Genomic DNA, 21,561 nt, shown 5'->3' with positions numbered 1-21,561 from the left:
AGGGGTTTTATAAGCAAAAACACCACTGCGGTTGCAATGGTGTTTATCTCGTTACTCAGTCAGACGTGCGAAAGGCTACTTGCCGTCAGTGCGGCGCTTTCTTCCAGTAGGATTATTGACCACGTTGGTTTTGTCACCTTCGGTCACGATTTTACGTTGATTTGAGATTTTGTGGTCCAGTCCGAGAATATGACGGGCCTGACGGTTCGATTTCATTCTAACTCCTTAATCCTGTTACTGGTTTCAAGGGCGAGCCCGTATGAGAACGGACGAAATACAACCTGATCTAAAGCCGATGTTCAACATAACGGCTTTCTGGATGGTCGGTCATTTTATCTGAAAGGTCAATGCTTAAGCGGCAAATGAGAACTATCCCGTATGTAACATGCTTTTTCTCAGCCGTCCTATACTAGTAACTCCGACGACAATACAGGAGAGCGGTAATGACTATCCATAAGAAAGGTCAGGCACACTGGGAAGGCGACATTAAGCGCGGCAAAGGCACTGTGTCGACCGAAAGTGGCGTGTTGAATCAGCAACCGTATGGGTTTAATACACGATTTGAAGGTGTGAAAGGCACCAATCCTGAAGAGTTGATTGGCGCGGCCCATGCAGCCTGCTTCTCGATGGCACTTTCGCTGATGCTGGGCGAAGCAGGGTTTACACCAGATGCCATTGATACCACTGCCGATGTTTCTCTGGATAAAGTAGATGCCGGGTTTGCGATAACTAAAGTCGCGTTGCATAGCCAGGTGAGCGTGTCGGGTATAGACGCCGCCACGTTTGACGGCATCATCCAGAAAGCAAAAGCCGGATGCCCGGTATCGCAGGTACTGAACGCGGATATTACGCTGGAATATCAGCTGAAGTCTTAATCATGGCGCGCCGGATGCGACTGCGTCTTATCCGGCCTACGACTGTGCCGGATGTAAGTCAGTCTTATCCGGCACCTGATGATGTTATTGCGCTACCCAACCGCCATCCATATTCCACGCCACGCCGCGCACCTGCGCCGCACCGTCTGAACACAGAAATAGTGCCAGCTCACCTAACTGTTCCGGCGTGACGAATTCGCGCGACGGCTGCTTTTCCGCCAGCAGGGCGTCACGCGCAGCCTCAGGCTCTGCGCCTTCGGCAATACGCTTATCGATCTGCTGCTGGACCAACGGTGTGAGCACCCAACCGGGACACAGCGCATTGCAGGTGACACCCGTCTGCGCGGTTTCCAGTGCGATGGTCTTGGTGAATCCCACCACGCCGTGCTTCGCCGCTACGTAGGCAGATTTCTCTTTTGAAGCCACCAGGCCGTGAACAGAAGCGATATTAATGATGCGCCCCCAGTTTCGCGCGCGCATACCAGGAAGCGCCAGACGCGTGGTGTGAAAAACGGAAGAGAGATTAATAGCGATAATCGCGTTCCATTTATCAACCGGGAAGGTTTCCACCGGGGATACATGCTGGATCCCCGCATTGTTGACCAGAATATCAACACCGCCGAATTCGCTCTCGGCATAGCGCATCATGTCGACAATTTGCGCTTCATCGCTCAGATCCGCGCCATGATAGCCTGGTGTTTTGCCATATTGGGCAACAGCATCTTTGGCGGCATCCACATCACCAAACCCGTTGAGGATCAGGGTGGCGCCCGCTTGCGCCAGCACCTGTGCGATACCTAATCCGATACCGCTGGTCGAGCCGGTAACCAGGGCGGTTTTTCCCGTTAAGTTCATGATGATTCTCCTTAAACAATTCCGGTGGTGTAGAAGACGCCGATGACAAACAGTACGGCCAGACTTTTAATGACGGTAATAGCAAAAATTCCGCCATACGCCTGACGGTGGCTGAGACCGGTGATAGCTAATAAGGTAATGACTGCGCCGTTATGCGGCAGGGTGTCCATACCGCCGCTGGCCATAGACGCCACGCGGTGAAAGACTTCAAGTGGGATATTGGCAGCGTGAGCGGCCGCGATAAAGGTGTCAGACATGGCGGCAAGGGCAATACTCATCCCGCCAGACGCCGAACCGGTGATCCCGGCGAGCGTAGTGATACTGATAGCTTCATTGAGCAGCGGGTCAGGAATAGCCGCCAGTGCTTTTGACAGTACAAGGAAACCTGGCAGGGCGGCGATCACTGCGCCAAAACCGTACTCTGACGCGGTGTTCATCGCCGCGAGGATCGCGCCGCCAACCGCCGTTCTGCTGCCTTCCGCCAGGCGACCTTTAATGTTGCGATAGCCGAAGAGCACCACCAGCAGGATCCCAGAAATCAGCGCCGCTTCCACTGCCCAGATAGCAGTGATTTTACCGACTTCGGTGGTAATCGGTTTGGCGAGACCTGGAAGCTCCAGTTGATGCGTGGCGCCATACCATTGCGGGATCCAGCGGGTAAACAGCAGGTTAAATACCCCAACCAGGATCAGCGGAGAGATCGCGATGATCGGGTTCGGCAGATTAATGTTATCCGGAGTTTCCGGCTCGTTTAACAGTTCAGTGCCATAACCCTCATTCTTAGCCTGTGCTTTACGACGCTGACGTTCGAGATAAACCAGACCAACAATGATGATAAATACGGATCCTATCAAACCCAGCCACGGTGCGGCCCAGGCGTTGGTACCGAAGAAGCTGGTCGGAATAATGTTCTGGATTTGCGGCGTACCTGGCAGGGCATCCATGGTGAAGGAGAAGGCACCCAGCGCAACGGTTGCCGGGATCAGGCGTTTAGGAATATTGCTCTGACGGAACAGTTCAGCCGCGAACGGATACACCGCAAAGGCCACCACAAACAGCGATACGCCGCCGTAGGTCAACAGCGCACATACCAGCACAATAACCGGAATGGCATGGCGACGGCCGAGAATGTTGATAGCGGCGGCAACAATGGAACGTGAAAACCCAGATAACTCGATTAACTTGCCAAACACTGCCCCCAGCAAGAACACCGGGAAGTAAAGCTTCACAAAACCGACCATTTTTTCCATAAACAGGCCGGTGAAAGCAGGGCCGACGGCGCTGGGTTCAGTGAGTAATACAGCACCTAATGCCGCGATGGGGGCAAACAGGATAACGCTGTATCCGCGATAGGCTGCCAGCATCAGCAGGCCCAGCGCTGCCAGGGCGATTAATACACTCATCATGACTCCTTATTATTATATTGGGGTACAGAAAGAGACGTTATGGCTTCAGGGCAAATCGCAGCTGATGCTCCCTGCGTTGCTGGATGTATTCCTTGCGCGAATCATCCCAGTGATAAAAACCCTGACCACTGCGCACACCGGTATTACCGTTGGCAACCTTGTCAGCGACCAGCGACATCATGTCGCTGCCGGTTGCCAGTTCCGGAAGCAGATGCCGACAAATGTCCTGCACCGTAGAAAGTCCGGTCATATCAGCAGCCTCCAGCGGACCGACCATTGCATAGCGACGTCCGAGCGAGGCGCGCATCACCTGATCAACCACTTCTGCGCTGGCGATGCCGCTTTTAACGATATGTAGCGCTTCACGCAGCAGGGCAAACTGCAGTCGATTGCCAACAAACCCTGGTGCTGCGCGGTCGAGCACCACCGCCTCAAGTTGCATCGCGATCAGTTGTTGTTGCAATTCATGGAGATACTCCGGCTTCGTTGCGGTGCCAGGTACAATTTCGACCAGCGGAATAAAATGTGGCGGGTGCCAGAAATGGGCGATCAGCAACCGTTCAGGATGGGCGAGTTTTTCTGCCAGCGCATCCGGCGGCAGGCCGCTGGTATTACTGGCAATAACGGCCTCCGGCGCGATCAGCTCTTCCAGTTGCGCATACAGTGCGTGTTTGAGTTCGAGCCGCTCCGGGATCGCTTCAATCAGTAACCGGCATGCGGCAATATCCTGTAGTGAGGTTGTGCCGTGCAGGCGAGCCACGACCGACGTTTTTTCACCAATTGCAAATTGATCGGTGACAATCAGCTCATCCAGAATACCGCCGGCTACGGCGCTTATTTCTGCAATTCGGCTGCTATCGGTATCGTATAACCAGACATCGTAACCAAAACGGGCGAAGTGGGTAGCAATGCCGACACCCATTAACCCCGCGCCCAGAACGCAGATAAGCTTACTTTGCATGAGCTCCCCCCTGCGGACGTTCTACCGCCAGCGCCACCCCCTGACCACCACCTACGCACAGCGTGGCCAATCCTTTGGCTGCGTTGCTACGCGCCATTTCATGCAGCAGCGTTACCAGAATTCGGCAACCTGATGCGCCAATCGGGTGCCCCAGCGCAATCGCACCGCCGTTCACGTTTACCCGGTTGCTGTCCCAGTTCAGGGATTCGCCAACCGCCAGCGCTTGCGCAGCAAAGGCTTCGTTGGCTTCGATAAGATCCACGTCATTTAGCGTCCAGCCAGCACGCTTCAGGCACTGGAGTGACGCTTCTACCGGCCCAATGCCCATAATGGCGGGATCGACGCCAGAAACCGCGTAGCCCGCCACCCGGGCAAGCACTGGCAGATTGAGTTCCGCCGCTTTGGCGGCGCTCATCAACATCACCGCGGCGGCACCATCATTGATGGATGATGCATTTCCGGCGGTCACCGTGCCGTTACCCGGACGAAACGCCGGTTTAAGTTGCGCCAGCTTGTCGGCCTGAGTATCCGGGCGAGGTTGTTCGTCACGGTCCACCACACGTGGCGGCTTTTTGCCCTGTGGGACGCTGACCGGCGTGATTTCCGCGTTAAAACGACCCGCTTCAATGGCGGCGGCAGCTTTTTGCTGGGAGTGCAGGGCAAAAGCGTCCTGCTGCTCACGACTGATTACGAACTTATCCGCCAGATTTTCGGCAGTAATACCCATGTGATAGTCGTTGAACGCATCCCACAGGCCGTCATGCACCACGCTGTCTTTCATACTGGCATGACCCAACCGCAGACCGGCCCGCGCGCCGTCGAGATAATAGGGCGCATTGCTCATGCTCTCCTGGCCCCCGGCAATCACGATTTGCGCATCGCCACAGCGAATCGCCTGTACCGCCTGATGCACCGCCTTCAGACCCGAACCACACACCAAGTTGATGGTTAACGCGGGCGTGGTGACCGGCAGTCCTGCCCGTAACGCCGTTTGTCTGGCCGGATTCTGACCGCAGCCCGCAGTCAGAACCTGACCTAAAATCACCTCATCAATTTGCTCAGGCGCCACAGCCGTTTTTTCCAGCAGCGAACGGATCACCACTGAACCAAGCTCAACCGCGGAAAGTGGTGCCAGCGCGCCATGAAAACTGCCAATCGGGGTGCGCGTCGCCGCGACAATGACAACATCCTGCATGGTCAGCTCCTCAGCTAAAGTGCATTTCGGGGACAGTTTCGGGAACGATCAGCTTGCCGGCGGTTCTGGCGACAATCTCATCCACGCTAATGCCCGGTGCGCGTTCACGCAGAATGAACGCACCGTCGGCAATTTCCAGCAGAGCCAGGTCGGTAAGCACACGTTTGATGCAGGCCACGCCGGTCAGCGGCAGGGTGCAGGCGGGAAGCAGTTTGGACTCACCGCTTTTGGAAGCATGGGTCATTATCACAATGATATTGTCGGCTCCGGCAACCAGATCCATCGCGCCGCCCATGCCTTTCACCATTTTTCCGGGGATCATCCATGAGGCGATATTGCCGTTAACATCGACTTCAAACGCACCGAGCACCGTCAGATCAACGTGGCCGCCGCGGATCATGGCGAAGGATTGCGCCGAGTCGAAAATCGCCGCGCCTTTGCGCGCCGTCACTGTCTGTTTCCCGGCGTTGATCATGTCGGCATCAATTTCGTCTTCTGTGGGAAACGGCCCCATACCCAGCAAACCGTTTTCTGATTGCAGCATCACGTCCATGCCGTCAGGGATGTAATTTGCCACCAGCGTGGGAATGCCGATTCCAAGGTTGACGTAATATCCGTCTCGCAGCTCGCGGGCGACTCGCATCGCCATTTGCTCACGCGTTAACATGGTCAGGCTCCTTTCTGGCGCAGGGTGCGTTGTTCAATACGTTTTTCAAACTGCCCCTGAATAATGCGGTTAACGAAAATTCCGGGAGTGTGAATCGCAGCAGGGTCCAGTTCTCCAGGAGGGACAATTTCTTCGACTTCCACGACGGTAATGCGCCCGGCGGCGGCCATCAGCGGATTAAAATTCTGTGCGGTGTGGCGATAGATGACGTTGCCGTACCAGTCGGCTTTCCAGCCTTTAACCAACGCAAAATCACCGGTTATCGCCTGCTCAAGGATGTAAGGGCGTCCGGCAAACTCGCGAACCTCTTTCCCTTCCGCCACGGGGGTTCCATATCCGGTCGCGGTAAAAAATGCCGGGATCCCCGCGCCGCCCGCGCGCAACTGCTCTGCCAGCGTACCCTGTGGCGTCAGGATGGCTTCCAGTTCGCCGCTAAGCACCTGTTTCTCAAACAGGGCGTTTTCCCCCACATAGGACGCGACCACTTTGCGCACCTGACGCGTTTCCAGCAGCACGCCAAGGCCAAAGCCATCCACGCCACAGTTGTTTGATACAACGGTAAGTCCCTGAACCTCCCGACGGCGTACTTCGGTAATCAGGTTTTCAGGGATCCCACATAGACCAAAACCACCTGCCAGCAGCGTCATGTTGTCGGTCAGTCCTTCCAGCGCCTCTTGATAAGTGGCAACACGTTTATCCAGTCCAGCCATACACTTGCCTCCCCAGTTGTCCTTGCCGACATCATTGGGGGTGAAAAATGATTTGTTAATTTTAAATTTGTGACTCACTCATTGGGTTTTTTTATCAATTTAATGTTAATTAAAGGTATTCAACAAGTTAAAGGAATGCGAAATGGGAATGAGCATCAAACAGTTACGCGCATTTTTAGCGGTAGCTCACACTCTGAATTTTGCTCATGCCAGCGAAAGACTGAATATGTCGCAACCCGCGTTAAGCCTGGCGATTAAAGGACTGGAAGATTCGCTGGGCGGGGCGTTACTGTTAAGAACGACCCGCAAAGTGACCCTGACGCAGGAGGGAGAAACGCTGCTGAATATGGGGCGACAGCTGCTGGCGGACTGGGAGAATACGGAAGAAGCCATGCGCCAGCGCTTTACGCTGCAGCGCGGTAAAATATCGATCGCCGCCATGCCCTCATTTGCCGCTAACGTCCTGCCATCGGTACTGAAAACATTTCGTGATTCTTATTCCGGTATCAACGTAACGGTTCACGATGTAATTAATGAACACGTGATTGAAATGGTCAGTGAAGGGCGGGTCGAGATGGGCATAGCCTTCGAGCCGGACTATTCGGGACATCTGCATTTCACGCCGCTCGGCGTGGATCGTTTTATCGCGATTGTGCCGCCAACCTGTCGGCTGGCAGACAGGGATCGTATTGCGTGGCGCGAACTGCTGACGCTGGATTTTATCACCCTGCAACGCCCTTCCGCCGTGCGGCTGATGCTGGAAGAACAACTGGTGCAAAGCGGACATACGCTGGAAGTAGCGCTGGAGAGCCATCAGCTGGTAACCGTTGGCCGTCTGGTGGCTAACGGTCTGGGCGGTAGCGCCGTACCTGCACTATGCCGCACGCAAATGACAGAGTTAGGCGCAACCTGTATCGATCTGGATACGCCGGTGATCCAGCGTCGGATCGGGGTTTTGCGTTCGGCGCATCATAAATTATCTACCGCTTCCGAGGTGCTGGTGGATTCACTGAAAAAGGCGTATCGCACCTGACTTTTCTCAACGGCTCAGGTCATGTAACCGCCCGCCAGCAGCGAACGTCACATCCGGTATCACTCTTCAGCAATGCCTGTTTCTTCTCACAACCGTGGGTTGCCAATGGACATCTGTCACGGAAAAAGCAGCCCTGGGGCAACGTTCGGTTTCCCGGTAGCTCGGTTTTACGTAACACCAAATCTTCCGCCAGCGGTGCGCCCGTTTTAGGTACCGAGTCCAGTAATAATCGTGTGTACGGATGGGCGGGATGAGTGAGAACCTGTTGGGCATCGCCCAGCTCAACAATTTGCCCGAGGTACATCACCGCCACACGGTCGCTCATATGGCGGACCACCGACACGTTATGCGATATCAATACGTAGGTCAGGTTTCTGCGCGCCTGTAGTGACACCAGAAGGTTGAGAATCTGCGCCTGCACGGAGATATCCAGCGCTGAAGTGGGCTCATCGAGGACGATAACATCCGGCTCTGACGATAGCGCCCGGGCAATAGCAATACGTTGGCGCTGTCCACCGGAAAACGCGTGCGGCAAGCGGTCGAGATATTCAGGACGAATCCCCACCTGTCGTGCCAAATCCTCGGCAAGCATGCGTCGTTCACGCTCCGGGCTCCGTTTTTGGATCCACACCGGTTCGGTAATTATCCGCCACACCGGTAAGCGCGGATCCAGTGATGAAAGCGGGTCCTGAAAGACCATTTGCATACCGTTATGCTGCTTATCACCACGGCGAGAATAGCTTCCCTGACTGGGTTTCAACATGCCCATCAACAGTTGCGCCAGCGTACTTTTTCCACAGCCGGATTCGCCAACAATCCCCAGCGTTTCACCCTGGCGAATCTGTAAATCCAGACCGTTGAGCGCATGCACCCGTTCCGTAACCTTGCCAAGCCAGTTTTTACGCGCAGGAAAGTTGACATGAACATCCTGCAGCGCCAGTAAAAAATCAGACATGTGTTGTCTCCAGTTGCGGATACCAGCAGGCAGATTGTTGATCTGCACCTCCCTGACTACTTAACACCGGCGTTTCTTCACAACGAGGACCAGCTGCAAAGCAGCGCTCGCGAAACGCGCATCCGGCAGATAAGCAGGTTAGGTTCGGCACGGTGCCGGGAATGGCGGGCAGCAATGCGCGCGGTTCGCCGTGTTCCGGCGCACATTTCAGCAAGCCGATGGAATAGGGGTGCGTCGGGCGTTGAATAACGGTTTGCGTCGGGCCACTCTCAATCACGCTCCCGGCATACATGACGTACAACCGGTCGCATAACTGTGAAACCACCGCCATATCATGGCTGATAAATAACACGGCTGTTCCACTGGCGCGCGCTTTTAACTTCAGCAAACGCAGCACCTGCAGTTGCACCGTGACGTCCAGAGCAGTGGTCGGTTCATCGGCAATGATAAGCTCCGGCTCGCACGAAAAGGCCAGCGCAATCATCACGCGTTGGCGCATACCGCCGGAAAGCTCAAACGGAAATCGTTTCATGACCTCCGGCGCGTCCGGGATTTGCATCTCTTCGAGTAGAGCGACGGCTTTCTGGCGGGCATCCGTGCGGCTTAACGCCTGATGATGGCGGATCACCTCCACCATTTGCTGGCCGATACGGCGGGTCGGATTCAGTGCCGTCATGGGCTCCTGAAAGATCATCGCGACGCGTGCGCCGCGCCATTGGCGCATTTGTTTCTCACTGGCGTTGAGCACATCTTCACCCAGCAGCGAAACGCGTCCCTGGTGAATACGATAGCTTCCCTCCGGTAGCAGACGCATGGTGAGCATGGCGGTCACGGACTTACCGGAACCGGATTCACCCACCACACCAACGATTTCTCCGCGGTTGATGTGCAGTGATACATGGTTCAGCGCATGCACGTCAGCTTTATAGCCGGGGAAACTCAGATGCAAATCTTCGATTTCCAGTACGGGTTGTGTCATGACTGTTTTCCTCCGGCTTTCGGATCCAGCAGATCGCGAATACCATCGCCAAAGAGATTAAAGCCCACGGCGGTAATCAGAATGGCGGCGCCGGGAAAAGCACAATACCACCACTGATCAAGCACGTAATTGCGGCCAATTGCGACCATCGCCCCCCATTCAGCGCTGGGCTGCTGGGCGCCCAGACCGATAAACCCGAGCGTGGCGGCCATCAGGATCGCGCTGCCGATATCCAGTGATGCCTGCACAATGAGCGGCGGCAGAGAATTGCGTAAAATGTGCCAGCTAATCAGATGCCAGCGTGAAGCGCCGTAGGTCCGGGCAGCCTGTACATAAGTAAACTGGCGTACCACTAACGTCTGACCGCGGGCGAGGCGTACATAGAAAGGGATACGGACGATTGCAATCGCCAGCATGGCGTTAAACAGGCTGGGGCCCAGCGCGGCGGCCAACGCCATCGTCAGCACCAGCGAAGGAATGGACAGCATAATGTCCATCATCCGCATAATTATCGCGTCGGCACGCCCACCCATGACACCCGACAAGCAACCCAGCAGTGAGCCCAATCCCCCGGCGATGCCCACTACCACCAGACCCGCAACGACAGATTGCTGACTTCCTACCAGAACGCGGCTGAACAGATCGCGACCGACTTCATCGGTTCCAAACCAGTGAGCGGCTGACGGGGGCAGCAGGCGCGCACTCAAATTGATGGCATTCGGATCGTGGGGTGTTATCCACGGCGACAGCACCATCAGCAGCAGTATCAATACGATGATGACCCCGCCAACCAGAGTCAGCGGGCTACTTTTCATCATCCAGAACAGTTTGGCCCAGTCCGTGCGGCGGCGTGCAGTCTGAGGGGCGGTCGGTGTTTCTTGTGTGAGCATCATTCAGCACCTCCACGTCCAATTCGAGGGTCTACCCACAGATAGAGTAAATCCACCACCAGGTTGACCAGCACATAGGCGAACGAGACCACCACCGCAAATCCCATTACCGCCGGGAAGTCGAGAGCCTGAATTGAGGTCACCACCCAGGCGCCCATGCCAGGCCAGGCAAAGACCGTTTCGGTCAATACCGCACCGTAGAGCAGATCGCCCAGCGCCAGGCCGAGGACGGTGATTGATGGGATAAGAGCGTTAGGCAATGCATAGCACAGCACGATGTACCAGCCCGGGAGCCCGCTGGCGCGGGCGGTACGTATGTAATCTTCACTCAGTTGCTCCAGCATAGCGGAACGAATCTGACGGGCAACGATCCCAAGATGTACAAAAGCCAATGTCAGCGATGGCAAAATCAGGTGCTGAAGCGCATTGAAAAAGACTTCGCCGTTGCCTTCCAGCAGTGCATCAATCAGGTAGAAACCGGTAACGTGAGCAGGTGGATCCAGCCAGTCGTCTAAACGCCCACCGCCGGGTAAAATTTGCAGATGACCGTAAAACAGCACGATAACCCCCAGCCCCAGCCAGAATGCAGGCGTGGAGATACCGGTAATTGCCATTAGCCGAACAAGGTGATCAAGCCAGCGGTTACGCCAGACCGCAGACAAAATACCCAGCGGGATACCTATCACCAGCGCCAGCAACAAAGAGCAGAAAGCCAATTCAAGGGTCGCGGGGAAGAAAATGCGCAGCTCATCCAGTACCGGACGCCCGGTGCGAATGGATATGCCTAAATCGCCGTGAAAAATATCGCTGACATAGCGAAAAAACTGGACATACAGCGGTTGATTCAGCCCCAACTGTTGGCGAATATTTTCGACAATTTCATCACTGGCGCGATCGCCCGCCAGCAGCCGCGCGGGGTCGCCAGGTATCAGGTGTGAAATAATAAAGGTGATTACGCAAACACCGATAACCACCAGAATAAGTCCCCAGCATCGCTGGCGTAAAATACTCCAGAACGTCATTAGCTTCCCCTTGCGGAGCCAGAGCGGCTCCGCATAAACGTGGCTTATTTACTCATGGTGGAGATATTGAAGACCTGTTCCAGCATGGGGTTGAATACAAATCCTTTGACGTCTTTATTCATCGCCAGCTGATAGTTTTTCTGGAATAAATAGACGTAGGCCGCTTCATCAATCACGATGGTTTGCGCCTGCTGGTAGTCATTGGTTCTGGCCACCTGATCGGTCGTGGCCAGCGCGCTGCGCAGCAGTTTATCGACCTCACCGTTTTCATAGAACGAACGGTTACCCGGCAAGCCTTTCTTATCTGACTCAAACCAGTAGTTCATAAACATGTACGGGTCGGCAAAATCCGGACTCCAGTTGCCAATGGCAATGTCGTAATCGCCTTTGCCCACGCGGTCGCGCATGGTGGCGTTTGCCAGTTTTTCCAGTTTCACCTTAATGCCCAGTTTGCCAAGGCTTGCCTGGGTGGCGAGCGCGATAGGTTCCCAGTTAGGGTCATTATCGGAGTACAGGAAGCTCAGGCTTTCAGGTTTGGTGGCAACTTTGTCCCACGCTGCTTTGGCTTTGGCTTCATCAAAGCTGTACTGCATGGCCTTGTCGTCAAAACCCCACATGCCTTCAGGGATCGGGCCACGCATTTGCTTTCCGTTGCCGCTCAGGATCCCGTTGACCATGCCTTTATAATCGGTGGCCCACGAGATGGCGCGGCGTAAATCCACCTGATTGAGCGGGGCCTTACTGTTGTTGAGATACAGATAGGTCACGCGCAATGAGGGATAATCCGCCACGTTCACTTTGCCTTCCTGTTTTAAAGCGGCAAGCTGGTCAACAGGAAGCGCATCGGCAATGTCGATATCACCACGTGACAGTTGCAGGCGACGAGAGGCGCTTTCACCAATGATTTTGACTGAGACACGCTTAAATGTCGGTTTCGCCCCGGCATAATGCGGGTTCGGCACCAGTACCAGTTGTTGTCCCTTTTGCCAGCTCTTCAGCATAAAGGGACCAGAGCCTGCCGTGTTCTGCGCGAGGAATCCGCGGGCATCGTCTGCGGCATGCTCTTTTAAGATGGCCGGGTTAATGATTGAGGCACCGTCATTTGCCAGCGTATACAGAAACGGGGCAAACGGCTGGCTGAGGGTAAATTTCACCGTGTTGTTATCAATGACGTCGACCTTCAGATCTTTTGGGAAAGCTTCCGCAGGTCCCTGACCAATTTTGAGCAAACGTTCAAAGGATTGCTTTACCGCATCTGCCGTTACCGGCGTTCCGTCGGCGAATTTGGCATCGTTTTTCAGGGTAAACGTCCACTCTTTCTGATCGTCAGAGGCTTTCCAGCCGCTGGCTAAATCACCTTCAACTTCCGTGGAGCCTTTACCTCCGTCGGTTTTGTATTGAACCAACCGCTGGTAGGAAGGATAGGTGACTGTCCAGTCATTGTTATCGATGGTCACGGCGGGGTCGAGCGTCTGCGGATCGGCGGCTTTACCAATCACCAACATATCTTTGGGAACGGCAGCCTGTGCGGCGGGCAGGGCAAATGCTAACGCAACGGCTATCAGAGCGGGGCGGAAAAACGCGTTTAACGCAGGTGTAGTCTTCATAACCAGGCTCCAGAATTAAAGGGGATGTTGTGTTGTTATAGGCGTGACAGTGTAACAATCTATTTGATCGTCAAGCAGCGGATAGCGAGCGGCATCAGGTAATTCAAAATGCCACCATTCACTGTTAATACCGACAAAACCACCGCCAAACATAATGGCATTGAGCAGCAGGCGGTTACGCTGCGCTGCCGGAGGTACAGACGGGTGCCAGGCATGGGAACGGTCATGCATTTCATCAAAACCGGCCCCCATATCAAGGAGATGGCCGCGATCGTCCATCAACGTAACGTCAATGGCCGTTCCGCGACTGTGATTGGAACCAATTGCGACATCAACAACATACTGCGGGTCGGGACAGGCATTCCACAGTATCGCCTGCGCCTGCTGGGGGCGATACGCGTCGTACACCACAAGCTGCAGGCCGGCCAGTTGCGCAATGCTGATGCTTTTAGCCAGCGCGGTTACCGCCTCAGTGTGCAACAGACAACGCGCTTCCCGGTAGATAGGTGCGCCGGTAATGTTGTCGGCAGTAGCGTATTTAAGATCGATATGCAGCGACGGAAATATCACCGACAGATCGACCAGTTCTGGGAGTTCTGACATAGCACGTTTCCTGTTTATTGTTCGAATTGACCAAATTGTTGTTGTAACTGGCGATTGGTTTGCAGGCGTCCTGCGAGGGCGTCACCCAGTTGCGCCACCACCGCAGAAAGTAATAAGTTGAACAGACAGCTCACCGGTGCCAGTGAGTCCCAGAAATGCCCGGTGTCAGTTTTTACCTGAAGTAAATCAATGGAATAATCCCTGGCCCATGGGCACCACACATCGGTAATGAGCGCCAGCGGAATACAGCGCTCTGTGGCGACACGGCAATATTGTCGCGAAATAGCGGAGTAGGCGCGCATATCGGTAATAACCACGTAAGGCTGGCTGAATCCCGAGTTCAGCGACTCAACCCAACTGCCGGACAGGCCTTCGGAGTAGCTGACTTTAGGTCGCAGGTATTCCAGGTGACTAAAAAAGGCGTTGGCGATCCCGCGGGTGGACTGGATCCCGAGGATGTATACGGCTTCCGCATGCGCCAGCTGCTGTGCAATGCGTTGAAACGTCTCACCCTGGGCAAGTTGATAGACGTGGGTAATGGCGTCGATCTCCAGTAACAGCGACTGCTGTGCCCGATCCGGCAGGCTTTGTTGCTGGTGCCAGGAATCCAGTCGTTCATTCATTCCCCAGGGCTGATACGGAACAACGGGCAGTTCACGCAGACTGGCTTTTGCATCCTCCAGGTTACGAAAACCCAGTTTACGCAGATAACGTCCGACGGTAATGCCGCTGGTTCCGGTTGCTTTGGCGATGCCATCTGCGGTTTCAAATGGGATCTGCACAGCATGGGCTAACAGCCACCCGGCCACGCGCTTTTCGCTGGGCGTCAGCTGGCTAAAGGTTTGCTCTATGCGGGTAAATAACTCTGGTTTGGCTGTCATTACCTTCTCGCTGTTAGTTGCCTGTCAGATACTGTATTTCTGTTAGCGAATTAACAATGCAGGACGCGTGCCATGTGCGTAACAGCGGCACGCCGGCTGTTTTTGTTAAAAACCAACCGATATTCATTAACCAATGATCAACATTTGTGCAGCGTAGTTCAGTTTTGGTGCAACGGCAGAGGAAGAGGGGTATGAATCTGCTGATTTCGTCGGAACGATCACATTGTGGGCAACATTTATCCCTCAGACATAAGAATCAGTAATGGGAAATATAAATTTCAGCCATATCAATAACAGCAATCTTTATTCTTATGATGGTAGGGGTATTATTTTTCGCGAGCTACATTAACGGTGTTAAGCGCAAGTGTAGATATTATTTATATTATAAATGGAGTACTACAATGAATAAATTCTCCCTTTCTACAGCAGGTATTCTGGTCGCAGCGCTGTTAACCAGTGTCAGCGTCAATGCAGCAACAGATAACGCTAAAACTGAAGTGACTCCAAAAGGCATGAACTGCCAGGAGTTTATTGATTTGAACCCACAAACTATGGCTCCGGTGGCCTTCTGGGTGCTCAATGAAGACGAAGACTTCAAAGGTGGTGACTACGTCGACTATAACGAAACCGTTACGACTGCAGTTCCTCTGACCGTTGAACTTTGTAAGAAACATCCGCAGAGTGAATTAAGTAAAATAAAAGACGAAATCAAAAAAGAATTATCTAAATAAGATTAAACCGTTATTAAAACCCAGCCAAAGTGCTGGGTTTTGTTATTTGTGACGCTGTCACTAATTTGTTTTGTGATACTTAAGAAAACTTTATAAAGATATAAACGCCTGTGCCGATACTGGATAAAAGTTAGCCTTTTGCAGAAGGAGTTTGTATGGCCTGGTATCCTACTCGTATTTCAACGCGTTTAACCATCGGCGGCATTCTGCTGCTTGCAGTAACGACCCTTGTTATCGTGGTGATTATGCTCTGGCGCGGTCAGCCGCGCGTCGTTGAAATCAACACCGCTCTGATCGAAGAAACAGGGCAAGGTTTAACCCGTCAGTTGAGTACCGTATTGTCCCGAATTGAAGGTGAGACCGTCAGCCTGTCGCGACTGGCTGAAGTGTTGCCTAACGATGAATCTCTGTACCAAAGCGTTGTTCCGCATCTTATTGGTGAAGGTAAAGACTCGATTATTACCGGCGGCGGCATCTGGCCAGAACCAGACGCCTTCACCGCAGGTGTGGAGAAAAGAAGCTTTTTCTGGGCGCGTAATGCTGAAGGAAAGCTGGTGTATTCCAATGATTATAACGTCGAAGGATCAAGTGGATACCACAATGAAAGCTGGTATCAACTGGCCAAAGGCCATTCACAAAACAGCTGTTTATGGTCTGACGTTTACCAGGATGCCAGTTCAGGCGTCAACATGGTGACATGCAGCGTGCCTTATCAACAGGCGGGCAAGTTTGCCGGTGTCGCTACCACTGATATCCGTCTGGATAACGTCGCCACTTTCATGCAGCAGCAGGGAAACAGCACCGGTGGTTACGCATTTGTGGTAGACAAGCAGGGACAAATTCTCTATTTCCCGCAGGCCGACCTGGCAAAATATAAAACCATTAACGATTTGGCGCAAAGCGCGCAGTGGCTTATCCCGGTGCAAAACGGTCTGAAATCTTTGCGCCCGACAGATGGGGTGAAGACTATCACGCTGGCAAACGACAACGTCCTGAATACCGCGTCACAGGTAATGCTGTTCCCGATGCCAGATACCGGCTGGGTCGTAGGACTTGCAACCCCGGAATCTCGTATTGTCGGTCTTGCCAAAGTGATGATGCAGGACGTTCTGGAAGTATTGATCCCTATCATGACGCTGTTGCTGGTGGGATCATGGCTGGTGGTTCGTCGACTAATTTCACGTCTCGATGATACTCGTCAGGCACTTGATGACATCGCGCAGGGAGAAGGCGATCTTACCCGTCGTCTGGATGTTCGTGGCAAAGACGAGATTTCGGCTATCGCCGAGGCGTTTAACCTGTTCGTCGATAAAATCTCGGCCATCCTGATCACCGTCAGAAGCAGTAGCACAGTGGTAGCGAATAACGCCGTTAGCCTGGCTGACAGTAATATGGAGCTTTCATCTCGCGTAACGCAGCAGGCCGCTGCGCTGGAAGAGAGTTCGGCGGCTATGGAGCAGTTAAATGCGACCGTTCATCAAAACGCCAGTAATACACAACTGGCGGATGAGCTATCCGATAGCACCGCGCAAACGGCCAACCGCTGCGGCGATGTGATGCAGGGCGTGATCTCAACAATGGATAACGTCAGCGCCTCATCCGGCAGAATGGTGGAAATTGTCGCGGTCATCGACAGCATTGCGTTCCAGACCAATATTCTCGCCCTGAATGCCGCGGTTGAAGCAGCCAGAGCGGGCGATGCTGGCAGAGGGTTTGCCGTCGTGGCCTCCGAAGTGCGCACGCTGGCTCAGCGCAGTGCCACCGCCGCCCAGGAAATTAAAACGTTGATTGATGAATCCGTTTCTCATGTTGGTAGCGGAAGTCAGCAAATTCACAATGCCGGTGAGCGTCTGGGAGAACTGGTCAACAATGTGCGTCAGGTGCGCCAGTTGATGGGGGAAATACGCGTTGCGGGTGAAGAACAACGTAAGGGCGTTTCCGAAGTTACGCTGGCCGTTACCGAAATGGACAGCACCGTTCAGCAAAACGCCTCATTAATTGATGATGCCGCAGCACGGACGCAGGCGCTGAAAGAGGAGGCGGAACAACTGGCATTGCTGGTCTCATCCTTCAGATTACCTGAGCCTGGCGTTGCCGGATAACCACACCATATCCGGGTACAGACAATGTGCCCGGATAACTCCAGTATAATCTCCCTTAAGCAAGATTTTCCGGTTTAACTCCCTTTTATTGTGTCTTATAAGATTTTGAATCATTCCCAACTTAACTCTATAATATTGGGTGTAAAGTCGTTTTTATCCCAATAAGAGCCAATATTATGGATTTAACGCTAAATACTGCAGCTGATATCGTCAAACTGCTTTGCGACAGATTACGTAAAGAACGACTCGCGCAGCAAATGACGCAAGCTGATGTTGCCGCGCGTTCAGGTGTCGGTGTGAATACCGTTTCAAATCTGGAAACCGGTAAGAATGTAGGATTTGAGAATCTGGTCAAAGTCGCGATGGTGTTAGGCTATGGCGATGCGCTGGAGGGGTTATTCAAACCCAGGATTGATAGTCTCGATGATATTTTGCGTTACGAAAAGAGCGCAACGCGCCAGCGGATAAAAAGGAAAAATTCTGATGCCTGAGCAAGTTGATGTCTTCTATGAAGGCTGGGGTGAGAAATGGCTGTGGGGCAAACTGGTGTCTTCCACAGCCCTGACCGGACGTCCGTTGATCGCCTTTGAATACAGTGAAGAGGCCTTACGTAAGGGGCTGGAACTGTCCCGACTGATGTTACCGCTGAACGGTCCCCGTTTACGCAGGGATTTCCCGGCTCATCAGCTGGGATTACCTGGGCCAGTCTATGATTCGCTACCTGACGGCTGGGGTATGCTGTTGATGGACCGACTATTTAAACGCCGCGGGCTCAACGCAGCACGCATTGGTCCATTGGAGCGCTTAACCTGGGTCGGCAACAACGCGATGGGCGCCATGACATTCCAGCCCGTTCAGTCAGATGCCGAGACGCTGTCAAAAGAGGATGTTCCTCTCGCACAACTGGCCGCTGAGGTTCAGGAAGTCCTGAGCGGCGAAGGCGGGGAATTCTTGCAAAAACTACTCCAGATGGGCGGTTCGCCACAGGGAGCAAGGCCTAAGGCGTTACTTTATCGTGACACTGTCACGTCTAAATTCACCACGGCGCCGCTACCCGGGAGCGAAAGCTGGCTGATAAAATTTCCCGCCAGGCATGAGCATGCTGAGGTATGTGCCATCGAAGCGGTTTATGCTGAATGCTTGCGCCAATGTGGGATCACCACGCCCGATACTGCGTATTTCAATCTGCCCGGCGGACAGGCGGCATTTGCCACTCGCCGTTTCGACCGTGACCAGTCGATACGTATTCCTATGCAGAGCCTGGCGGCACTTACCGGGGCAAATTACCAGATACCCGGCGCTTTAGACTACCGGGATTTTCTGCGCGCCACGCAGATTTGTACCAATGATGTCAGAGAAAAGGCAAAAGCGTTCGAACGCGTGGTTTTCAACGTGGCATTTAACAACCGCGACGATCATCCGAAGAATTTTGCCTATTTAATGTCAGCTGATGGAGACTGGACTCTGGCTCCGGCTTACGATGTCACCTGGTGCGAAGGGCCTGGCGGGTATCACCAAATGGACGTGCAGGGAGAGGCGCTGGATATCGAAAGAAAGCACCTTCAGTCGCTTGGCGTTCAGGAAGCTGAGTTATCTGCTGACCATGTGAACGGCATAATCGAAAAAGTCTGTCACTTTGCCACGGCATTGAGCGCTATCGCCAGGGACAAATACCCCGATCAGATAACGCAATCCACGCTGAAGACGATTCAGAAACAAATTGATGATAATGTCCGTCGGTTAATGTCCCGGTAACGCAGATACAGCCGCTACACTTAGCGAAGAATTAAATCTGAGCGGGGCAATGTTATGGCTGAATTTGTCTTGGGTATGCTGGAACACACGCCAGTTTGGGTGTATCTGCTGTTTGCCTTTCTACTTTACAGAGGGATTAAAGCCAGAACACCCGCCACCGTCACGCTGGAAAAGCTGGCGCTGATCCCGGCTATTTTTCTGTTCTGGGATATCTACGATTTAATAACTTATCGAGACCCGACCCTCATTACCTATATCCAGTGGACGATAGGTATTATCAGCGGCGCGATAATTGGCTACATATTAATTAACCCAGACCGTTTGAGCCGCAGTAGCGCACCGCGGAGTATTCATCGTCAGGCAGATTATTCCGCATTGCCATTTATGCTGCTGGCATTTGGCGTTAAGTACGTTCTTGGCGTACTTAACGCCACTGCTCCCGACGTTTTACGTCAACCCGCAATGAGCGCTCTGGCTATCATTACAGGCGGCATGTTCGCCGGCGTTTTTGTGGGGAAATTTACCCGCTACGTGAGCGTCTGGCTCAGACTTCCCACTCAGGACAACTATTAACGTCCCCAACGATTACGAATATAGGTCACGGCTTCCTGCGTTTGCGGTTGATTAAGATAATCTTCGCGAAACAGGATCGTGCCGTTGATGTACGGTTCGGATTCGTTTAAATCGAGCTGCTTTTTCAGTTCCGGCACACCGCCTTTTACCGTCCAGTCTGGCTCTTTTCTCGATGGTTCACCAACTTTATACAGCGCTACACCAATGTAGAGGCGGGTGTTGGTTGATTTCACGACATCTGCCCACCATTTTGCCAGTACATCGTAACGCGCTGCGTCGCGGGCAAAAGGCCAGTAGAGTTGCGGTGCAATGTAATCCAGCAAACCTAGTTGCACCCAACGGCGGGTGTCTGCATACGACTCATCATACGCTGCCGCGCCGCGCGTGTCGGAGCCCGCTGGATCGTGCGAACGGTTGCGCCACACGCCCGCAGGACTGACGCCGAATTCAACCTCAGGCTTGAGTTTCTTGATGGTCCGCGAAACCTGGGCAATCAGCCGTTGCGTGTTATCGCGACGCCAGTCAGCCTTGGAGGCGAATCCCTGGCCGTATCTTCTGAAGGTCTGGCTGTCGTTGAGCGCAGAGCCGGGAGATTCGGTATAGAAGTAATCATCAAACTGCACGCCGTCAACCGGGTAATTCTCAACCACTTCCGCCACGATGCTGGTGATCCAGTCGCGCACGTCGGGAATACCGGGGTCTAACACAAAACGCTCGCCCGCAGTGCGGATCCAGTCCCGATGCAGGACGTATACGCTGGACGGTGTCTGTGACAGCGTGCTGTTTAACTCAGTGACCGTCGAAGGTTTGGTGTTTACGGACACGCGGTAGGGGTTAAGCCAGGCATGAACTTTCATTCCGCGTTTATGCGCTTCATCGAGCATAAACTGCAGCGGATCGTAACCCGGATCCTGGCCAATCGTACCGGTCAGGGTATCTGACCACGGTAGGATCTTTGACTTCCACAATGCGGTCCCATCGGGCTTAACCTGGAAAAAAACGGTGTTAATACCAAGCCGTTTCAGGTTGTCCAGCTTATCCGTCAGCGCTTTTTGCTGCAGGCTGATGCGTACGGCAGGCGAACTGATGTTCACGGATGAGATAGGCGGCCAGTCAAGACGAGAAACCGTGGCCAGCCAGATCCCGCGCACTGGCTCCTTGCTCTGCTGTGGTTTGCTCACCGGAGGTAGCGGAGTGGTTTTGGGGCCGGGCGGTTGTGAAGAACAGCTGCCAAGTAACAACATACTGCCCACAAGTACAGCAAACCATTTCATGTTGGTCAGCGGTAGTCTGGCACGAGAACGGGCGAGAATATTCGCCAGTTTTTTCTGATAATTTCCTGAAAAGAAACCGGATGCTGCCATCTGATTTTGCTCTTATTTCTTTTTATTGCGGCTGTTAGCCCAGGGATCGAAGGCCGGTTCGGGGGTGTTGTTTGAGGCCAGGTCATGCAGCGAATCAAGGTACAGCGCTTCAACTTCTGCCCGCGCCCACGGCGTACGGCGCAGAAACTTCAGACTGGATTTAACGCTCGGTTCATTTTTAAAGCAGTTGATATTAATGTGTTGCGCCAGTTCAGCCCAACCATAACGTTCAACCAGGGCATTGACCTGCATTTCAAGCGTTACGCCATGTAAAGGGTCTTTAGAAATATGAGCATTCATATGAAGTCCAGTTCAGTGGTTCCAGATTTTGTCAGTAGTGTGACGGAAAGAAGGTTACAAGAAAGCAAAGCTGCCAGCAACGGCAGAAAGCGGTATG

23 protein-coding genes are annotated in these 21,561 nt (G+C 53.5%); 7 read left to right on the top strand and 16 right to left on the bottom strand.

Features of this window, described 5'->3' with window-relative positions:
* Positions 1 to 75 precede the first annotated feature (75 nt).
* Positions 76 to 216, bottom strand: a complete 141-nt coding sequence (sra, locus tag OGY10_RS11965; RefSeq protein ID WP_003833009.1) for a stationary-phase-induced ribosome-associated protein — start codon at positions 214 to 216, stop codon at positions 76 to 78.
* A gap of 227 nt (positions 217 to 443) precedes the next feature.
* Between sra and OGY10_RS11960 the strand changes: the two genes are divergently transcribed.
* On the top strand, positions 444 to 875 hold the full coding sequence (locus tag OGY10_RS11960) for an OsmC family protein (protein WP_286576788.1): 432 nt from the start codon (positions 444 to 446) through the stop codon (positions 873 to 875).
* An 84-nt stretch (positions 876 to 959) separates the two neighbouring features.
* On the opposite strand, the gene OGY10_RS11955 is transcribed toward OGY10_RS11960, so the two are convergent.
* From OGY10_RS11955 to OGY10_RS11930, 6 genes are read right to left on the bottom strand one after another with little or no spacing between them, the layout of a single operon-like run.
* The gene (locus tag OGY10_RS11955) at positions 960 to 1,730 is read right to left on the bottom strand and encodes a 3-hydroxybutyrate dehydrogenase (RefSeq protein WP_204191679.1); all 771 of its coding nucleotides are present in this window, start codon (positions 1,728 to 1,730) and stop codon (positions 960 to 962) included.
* 11 nt (positions 1,731 to 1,741) lie between these two features.
* Positions 1,742 to 3,136, bottom strand: a complete 1,395-nt coding sequence (locus OGY10_RS11950; RefSeq protein WP_216350547.1) for a GntP family permease — start codon at positions 3,134 to 3,136, stop codon at positions 1,742 to 1,744.
* 37 nt (positions 3,137 to 3,173) lie between these two features.
* Positions 3,174 to 4,097 carry a 3-hydroxyacyl-CoA dehydrogenase family protein gene (locus OGY10_RS11945; protein ID WP_286576786.1) on the bottom strand — a complete coding sequence of 308 codons (924 nt, stop codon included), beginning with the start codon at positions 4,095 to 4,097 and terminating at the stop codon, positions 3,174 to 3,176.
* Entirely contained in the window at positions 4,087 to 5,292 is a 1,206-nt protein-coding gene (locus tag OGY10_RS11940) for an acetyl-CoA C-acetyltransferase (RefSeq protein WP_286576785.1), read from the bottom strand. Before OGY10_RS11940 ends, OGY10_RS11945 begins: the two co-directional genes overlap by 11 nt.
* A 10-nt stretch (positions 5,293 to 5,302) precedes the next feature.
* The gene (locus tag OGY10_RS11935) at positions 5,303 to 5,959 is read right to left on the bottom strand and encodes a CoA transferase subunit B (RefSeq protein WP_286576784.1); all 657 of its coding nucleotides are present in this window, start codon (positions 5,957 to 5,959) and stop codon (positions 5,303 to 5,305) included.
* Positions 5,960 to 5,961: 2 nt separating this feature from the next.
* Positions 5,962 to 6,669: a CoA transferase subunit A gene (locus OGY10_RS11930; protein WP_003020020.1), complete on the bottom strand. Its 708-nt coding sequence runs from the start codon at positions 6,667 to 6,669 to the stop codon at positions 5,962 to 5,964.
* A gap of 142 nt (positions 6,670 to 6,811) precedes the next feature.
* On the opposite strand from OGY10_RS11930, the gene OGY10_RS11925 reads away from it, so the two are divergent.
* Entirely contained in the window at positions 6,812 to 7,702 is an 891-nt protein-coding gene (locus OGY10_RS11925; protein ID WP_003020016.1) for a LysR family transcriptional regulator, read from the top strand.
* Between the two features lie 19 nt (positions 7,703 to 7,721).
* Here the strand turns inward: OGY10_RS11925 and OGY10_RS11920 are convergent, their stop codons facing one another.
* The 7 genes from OGY10_RS11920 to OGY10_RS11890 are packed head-to-tail and all read right to left on the bottom strand — an operon-like array spanning position 7,722 to position 14,639.
* A complete protein-coding gene (locus OGY10_RS11920; RefSeq protein WP_032943466.1) occupies positions 7,722 to 8,657 on the bottom strand; it encodes an ABC transporter ATP-binding protein in 936 nt (311 codons plus the stop codon).
* Positions 8,650 to 9,636 (bottom strand): ABC transporter ATP-binding protein, encoded by a 987-nt coding sequence (locus tag OGY10_RS11915; RefSeq protein ID WP_286576783.1) that lies wholly within the window; start codon positions 9,634 to 9,636, stop codon positions 8,650 to 8,652. The genes OGY10_RS11920 and OGY10_RS11915 overlap by 8 nt, the downstream gene beginning before the upstream one ends.
* The gene (ddpC, locus tag OGY10_RS11910) at positions 9,633 to 10,529 is read right to left on the bottom strand and encodes a D,D-dipeptide ABC transporter permease (protein WP_003832993.1); all 897 of its coding nucleotides are present in this window, start codon (positions 10,527 to 10,529) and stop codon (positions 9,633 to 9,635) included. Before ddpC ends, OGY10_RS11915 begins: the two co-directional genes overlap by 4 nt.
* Positions 10,526 to 11,548, bottom strand: a complete 1,023-nt coding sequence (locus tag OGY10_RS11905) for an ABC transporter permease (RefSeq protein ID WP_008784784.1) — start codon at positions 11,546 to 11,548, stop codon at positions 10,526 to 10,528. Before OGY10_RS11905 ends, ddpC begins: the two co-directional genes overlap by 4 nt.
* A gap of 44 nt (positions 11,549 to 11,592) precedes the next feature.
* On the bottom strand, positions 11,593 to 13,155 hold the full coding sequence (locus OGY10_RS11900) for an ABC transporter substrate-binding protein (protein WP_003832992.1): 1,563 nt from the start codon (positions 13,153 to 13,155) through the stop codon (positions 11,593 to 11,595).
* Positions 13,156 to 13,170: 15 nt separating this feature from the next.
* The gene (gene ddpX, locus OGY10_RS11895) at positions 13,171 to 13,758 is read right to left on the bottom strand and encodes a D-alanyl-D-alanine dipeptidase (RefSeq protein ID WP_003832991.1); all 588 of its coding nucleotides are present in this window, start codon (positions 13,756 to 13,758) and stop codon (positions 13,171 to 13,173) included.
* Between the two features lie 14 nt (positions 13,759 to 13,772).
* Positions 13,773 to 14,639, bottom strand: coding sequence for a MurR/RpiR family transcriptional regulator (locus OGY10_RS11890; protein WP_003832990.1), 867 nt, complete (start codon positions 14,637 to 14,639; stop codon positions 13,773 to 13,775).
* A gap of 401 nt (positions 14,640 to 15,040) precedes the next feature.
* Between OGY10_RS11890 and hdeB the strand changes: the two genes are divergently transcribed.
* The 5 genes from hdeB (at position 15,041) to OGY10_RS11865 (ending at position 19,800) form a co-directional block, all read left to right on the top strand.
* Positions 15,041 to 15,370 carry an acid-activated periplasmic chaperone HdeB gene (hdeB, locus tag OGY10_RS11885; protein WP_003019999.1) on the top strand — a complete coding sequence of 110 codons (330 nt, stop codon included), beginning with the start codon at positions 15,041 to 15,043 and terminating at the stop codon, positions 15,368 to 15,370.
* 155 nt (positions 15,371 to 15,525) lie between these two features.
* Entirely contained in the window at positions 15,526 to 17,472 is a 1,947-nt protein-coding gene (locus OGY10_RS11880; RefSeq protein ID WP_008784782.1) for a methyl-accepting chemotaxis protein, read from the top strand.
* 176 nt (positions 17,473 to 17,648) lie between these two features.
* Complete coding sequence (locus OGY10_RS11875; RefSeq protein ID WP_195994653.1) at positions 17,649 to 17,963, top strand: helix-turn-helix domain-containing protein; 315 nt, start codon at positions 17,649 to 17,651, stop codon at positions 17,961 to 17,963.
* Positions 17,956 to 19,227: a type II toxin-antitoxin system HipA family toxin gene (locus OGY10_RS11870; RefSeq protein ID WP_267440101.1), complete on the top strand. Its 1,272-nt coding sequence runs from the start codon at positions 17,956 to 17,958 to the stop codon at positions 19,225 to 19,227. Before OGY10_RS11875 ends, OGY10_RS11870 begins: the two co-directional genes overlap by 8 nt.
* Positions 19,228 to 19,281: 54 nt before the next feature.
* Entirely contained in the window at positions 19,282 to 19,800 is a 519-nt protein-coding gene (locus tag OGY10_RS11865; protein WP_286576780.1) for a hypothetical protein, read from the top strand.
* Here the strand turns inward: OGY10_RS11865 and OGY10_RS11860 are convergent.
* Together OGY10_RS11860 and OGY10_RS11855 are read right to left on the bottom strand one after the other, a co-directional pair.
* The gene (locus OGY10_RS11860; RefSeq protein WP_048235369.1) at positions 19,797 to 21,164 is read right to left on the bottom strand and encodes a glycoside hydrolase family 10-like protein; all 1,368 of its coding nucleotides are present in this window, start codon (positions 21,162 to 21,164) and stop codon (positions 19,797 to 19,799) included. The genes OGY10_RS11865 and OGY10_RS11860 overlap by 4 nt on opposite strands.
* A gap of 12 nt (positions 21,165 to 21,176) precedes the next feature.
* Positions 21,177 to 21,464, bottom strand: coding sequence for a VF530 family protein (locus tag OGY10_RS11855; RefSeq protein ID WP_048235370.1), 288 nt, complete (start codon positions 21,462 to 21,464; stop codon positions 21,177 to 21,179).
* Positions 21,465 to 21,561: the final 97 nt, after the last annotated feature.

The sequence above is a fragment of the Citrobacter sp. Cpo148 genome, assembly GCF_030332375.1.
GTDB lineage: Bacteria > Pseudomonadota > Gammaproteobacteria > Enterobacterales > Enterobacteriaceae > Citrobacter > Citrobacter portucalensis.
The sequence above is the reverse complement of the archived record's forward strand: the minus strand, read 5'-3'. Positions and strand labels throughout refer to the sequence as shown.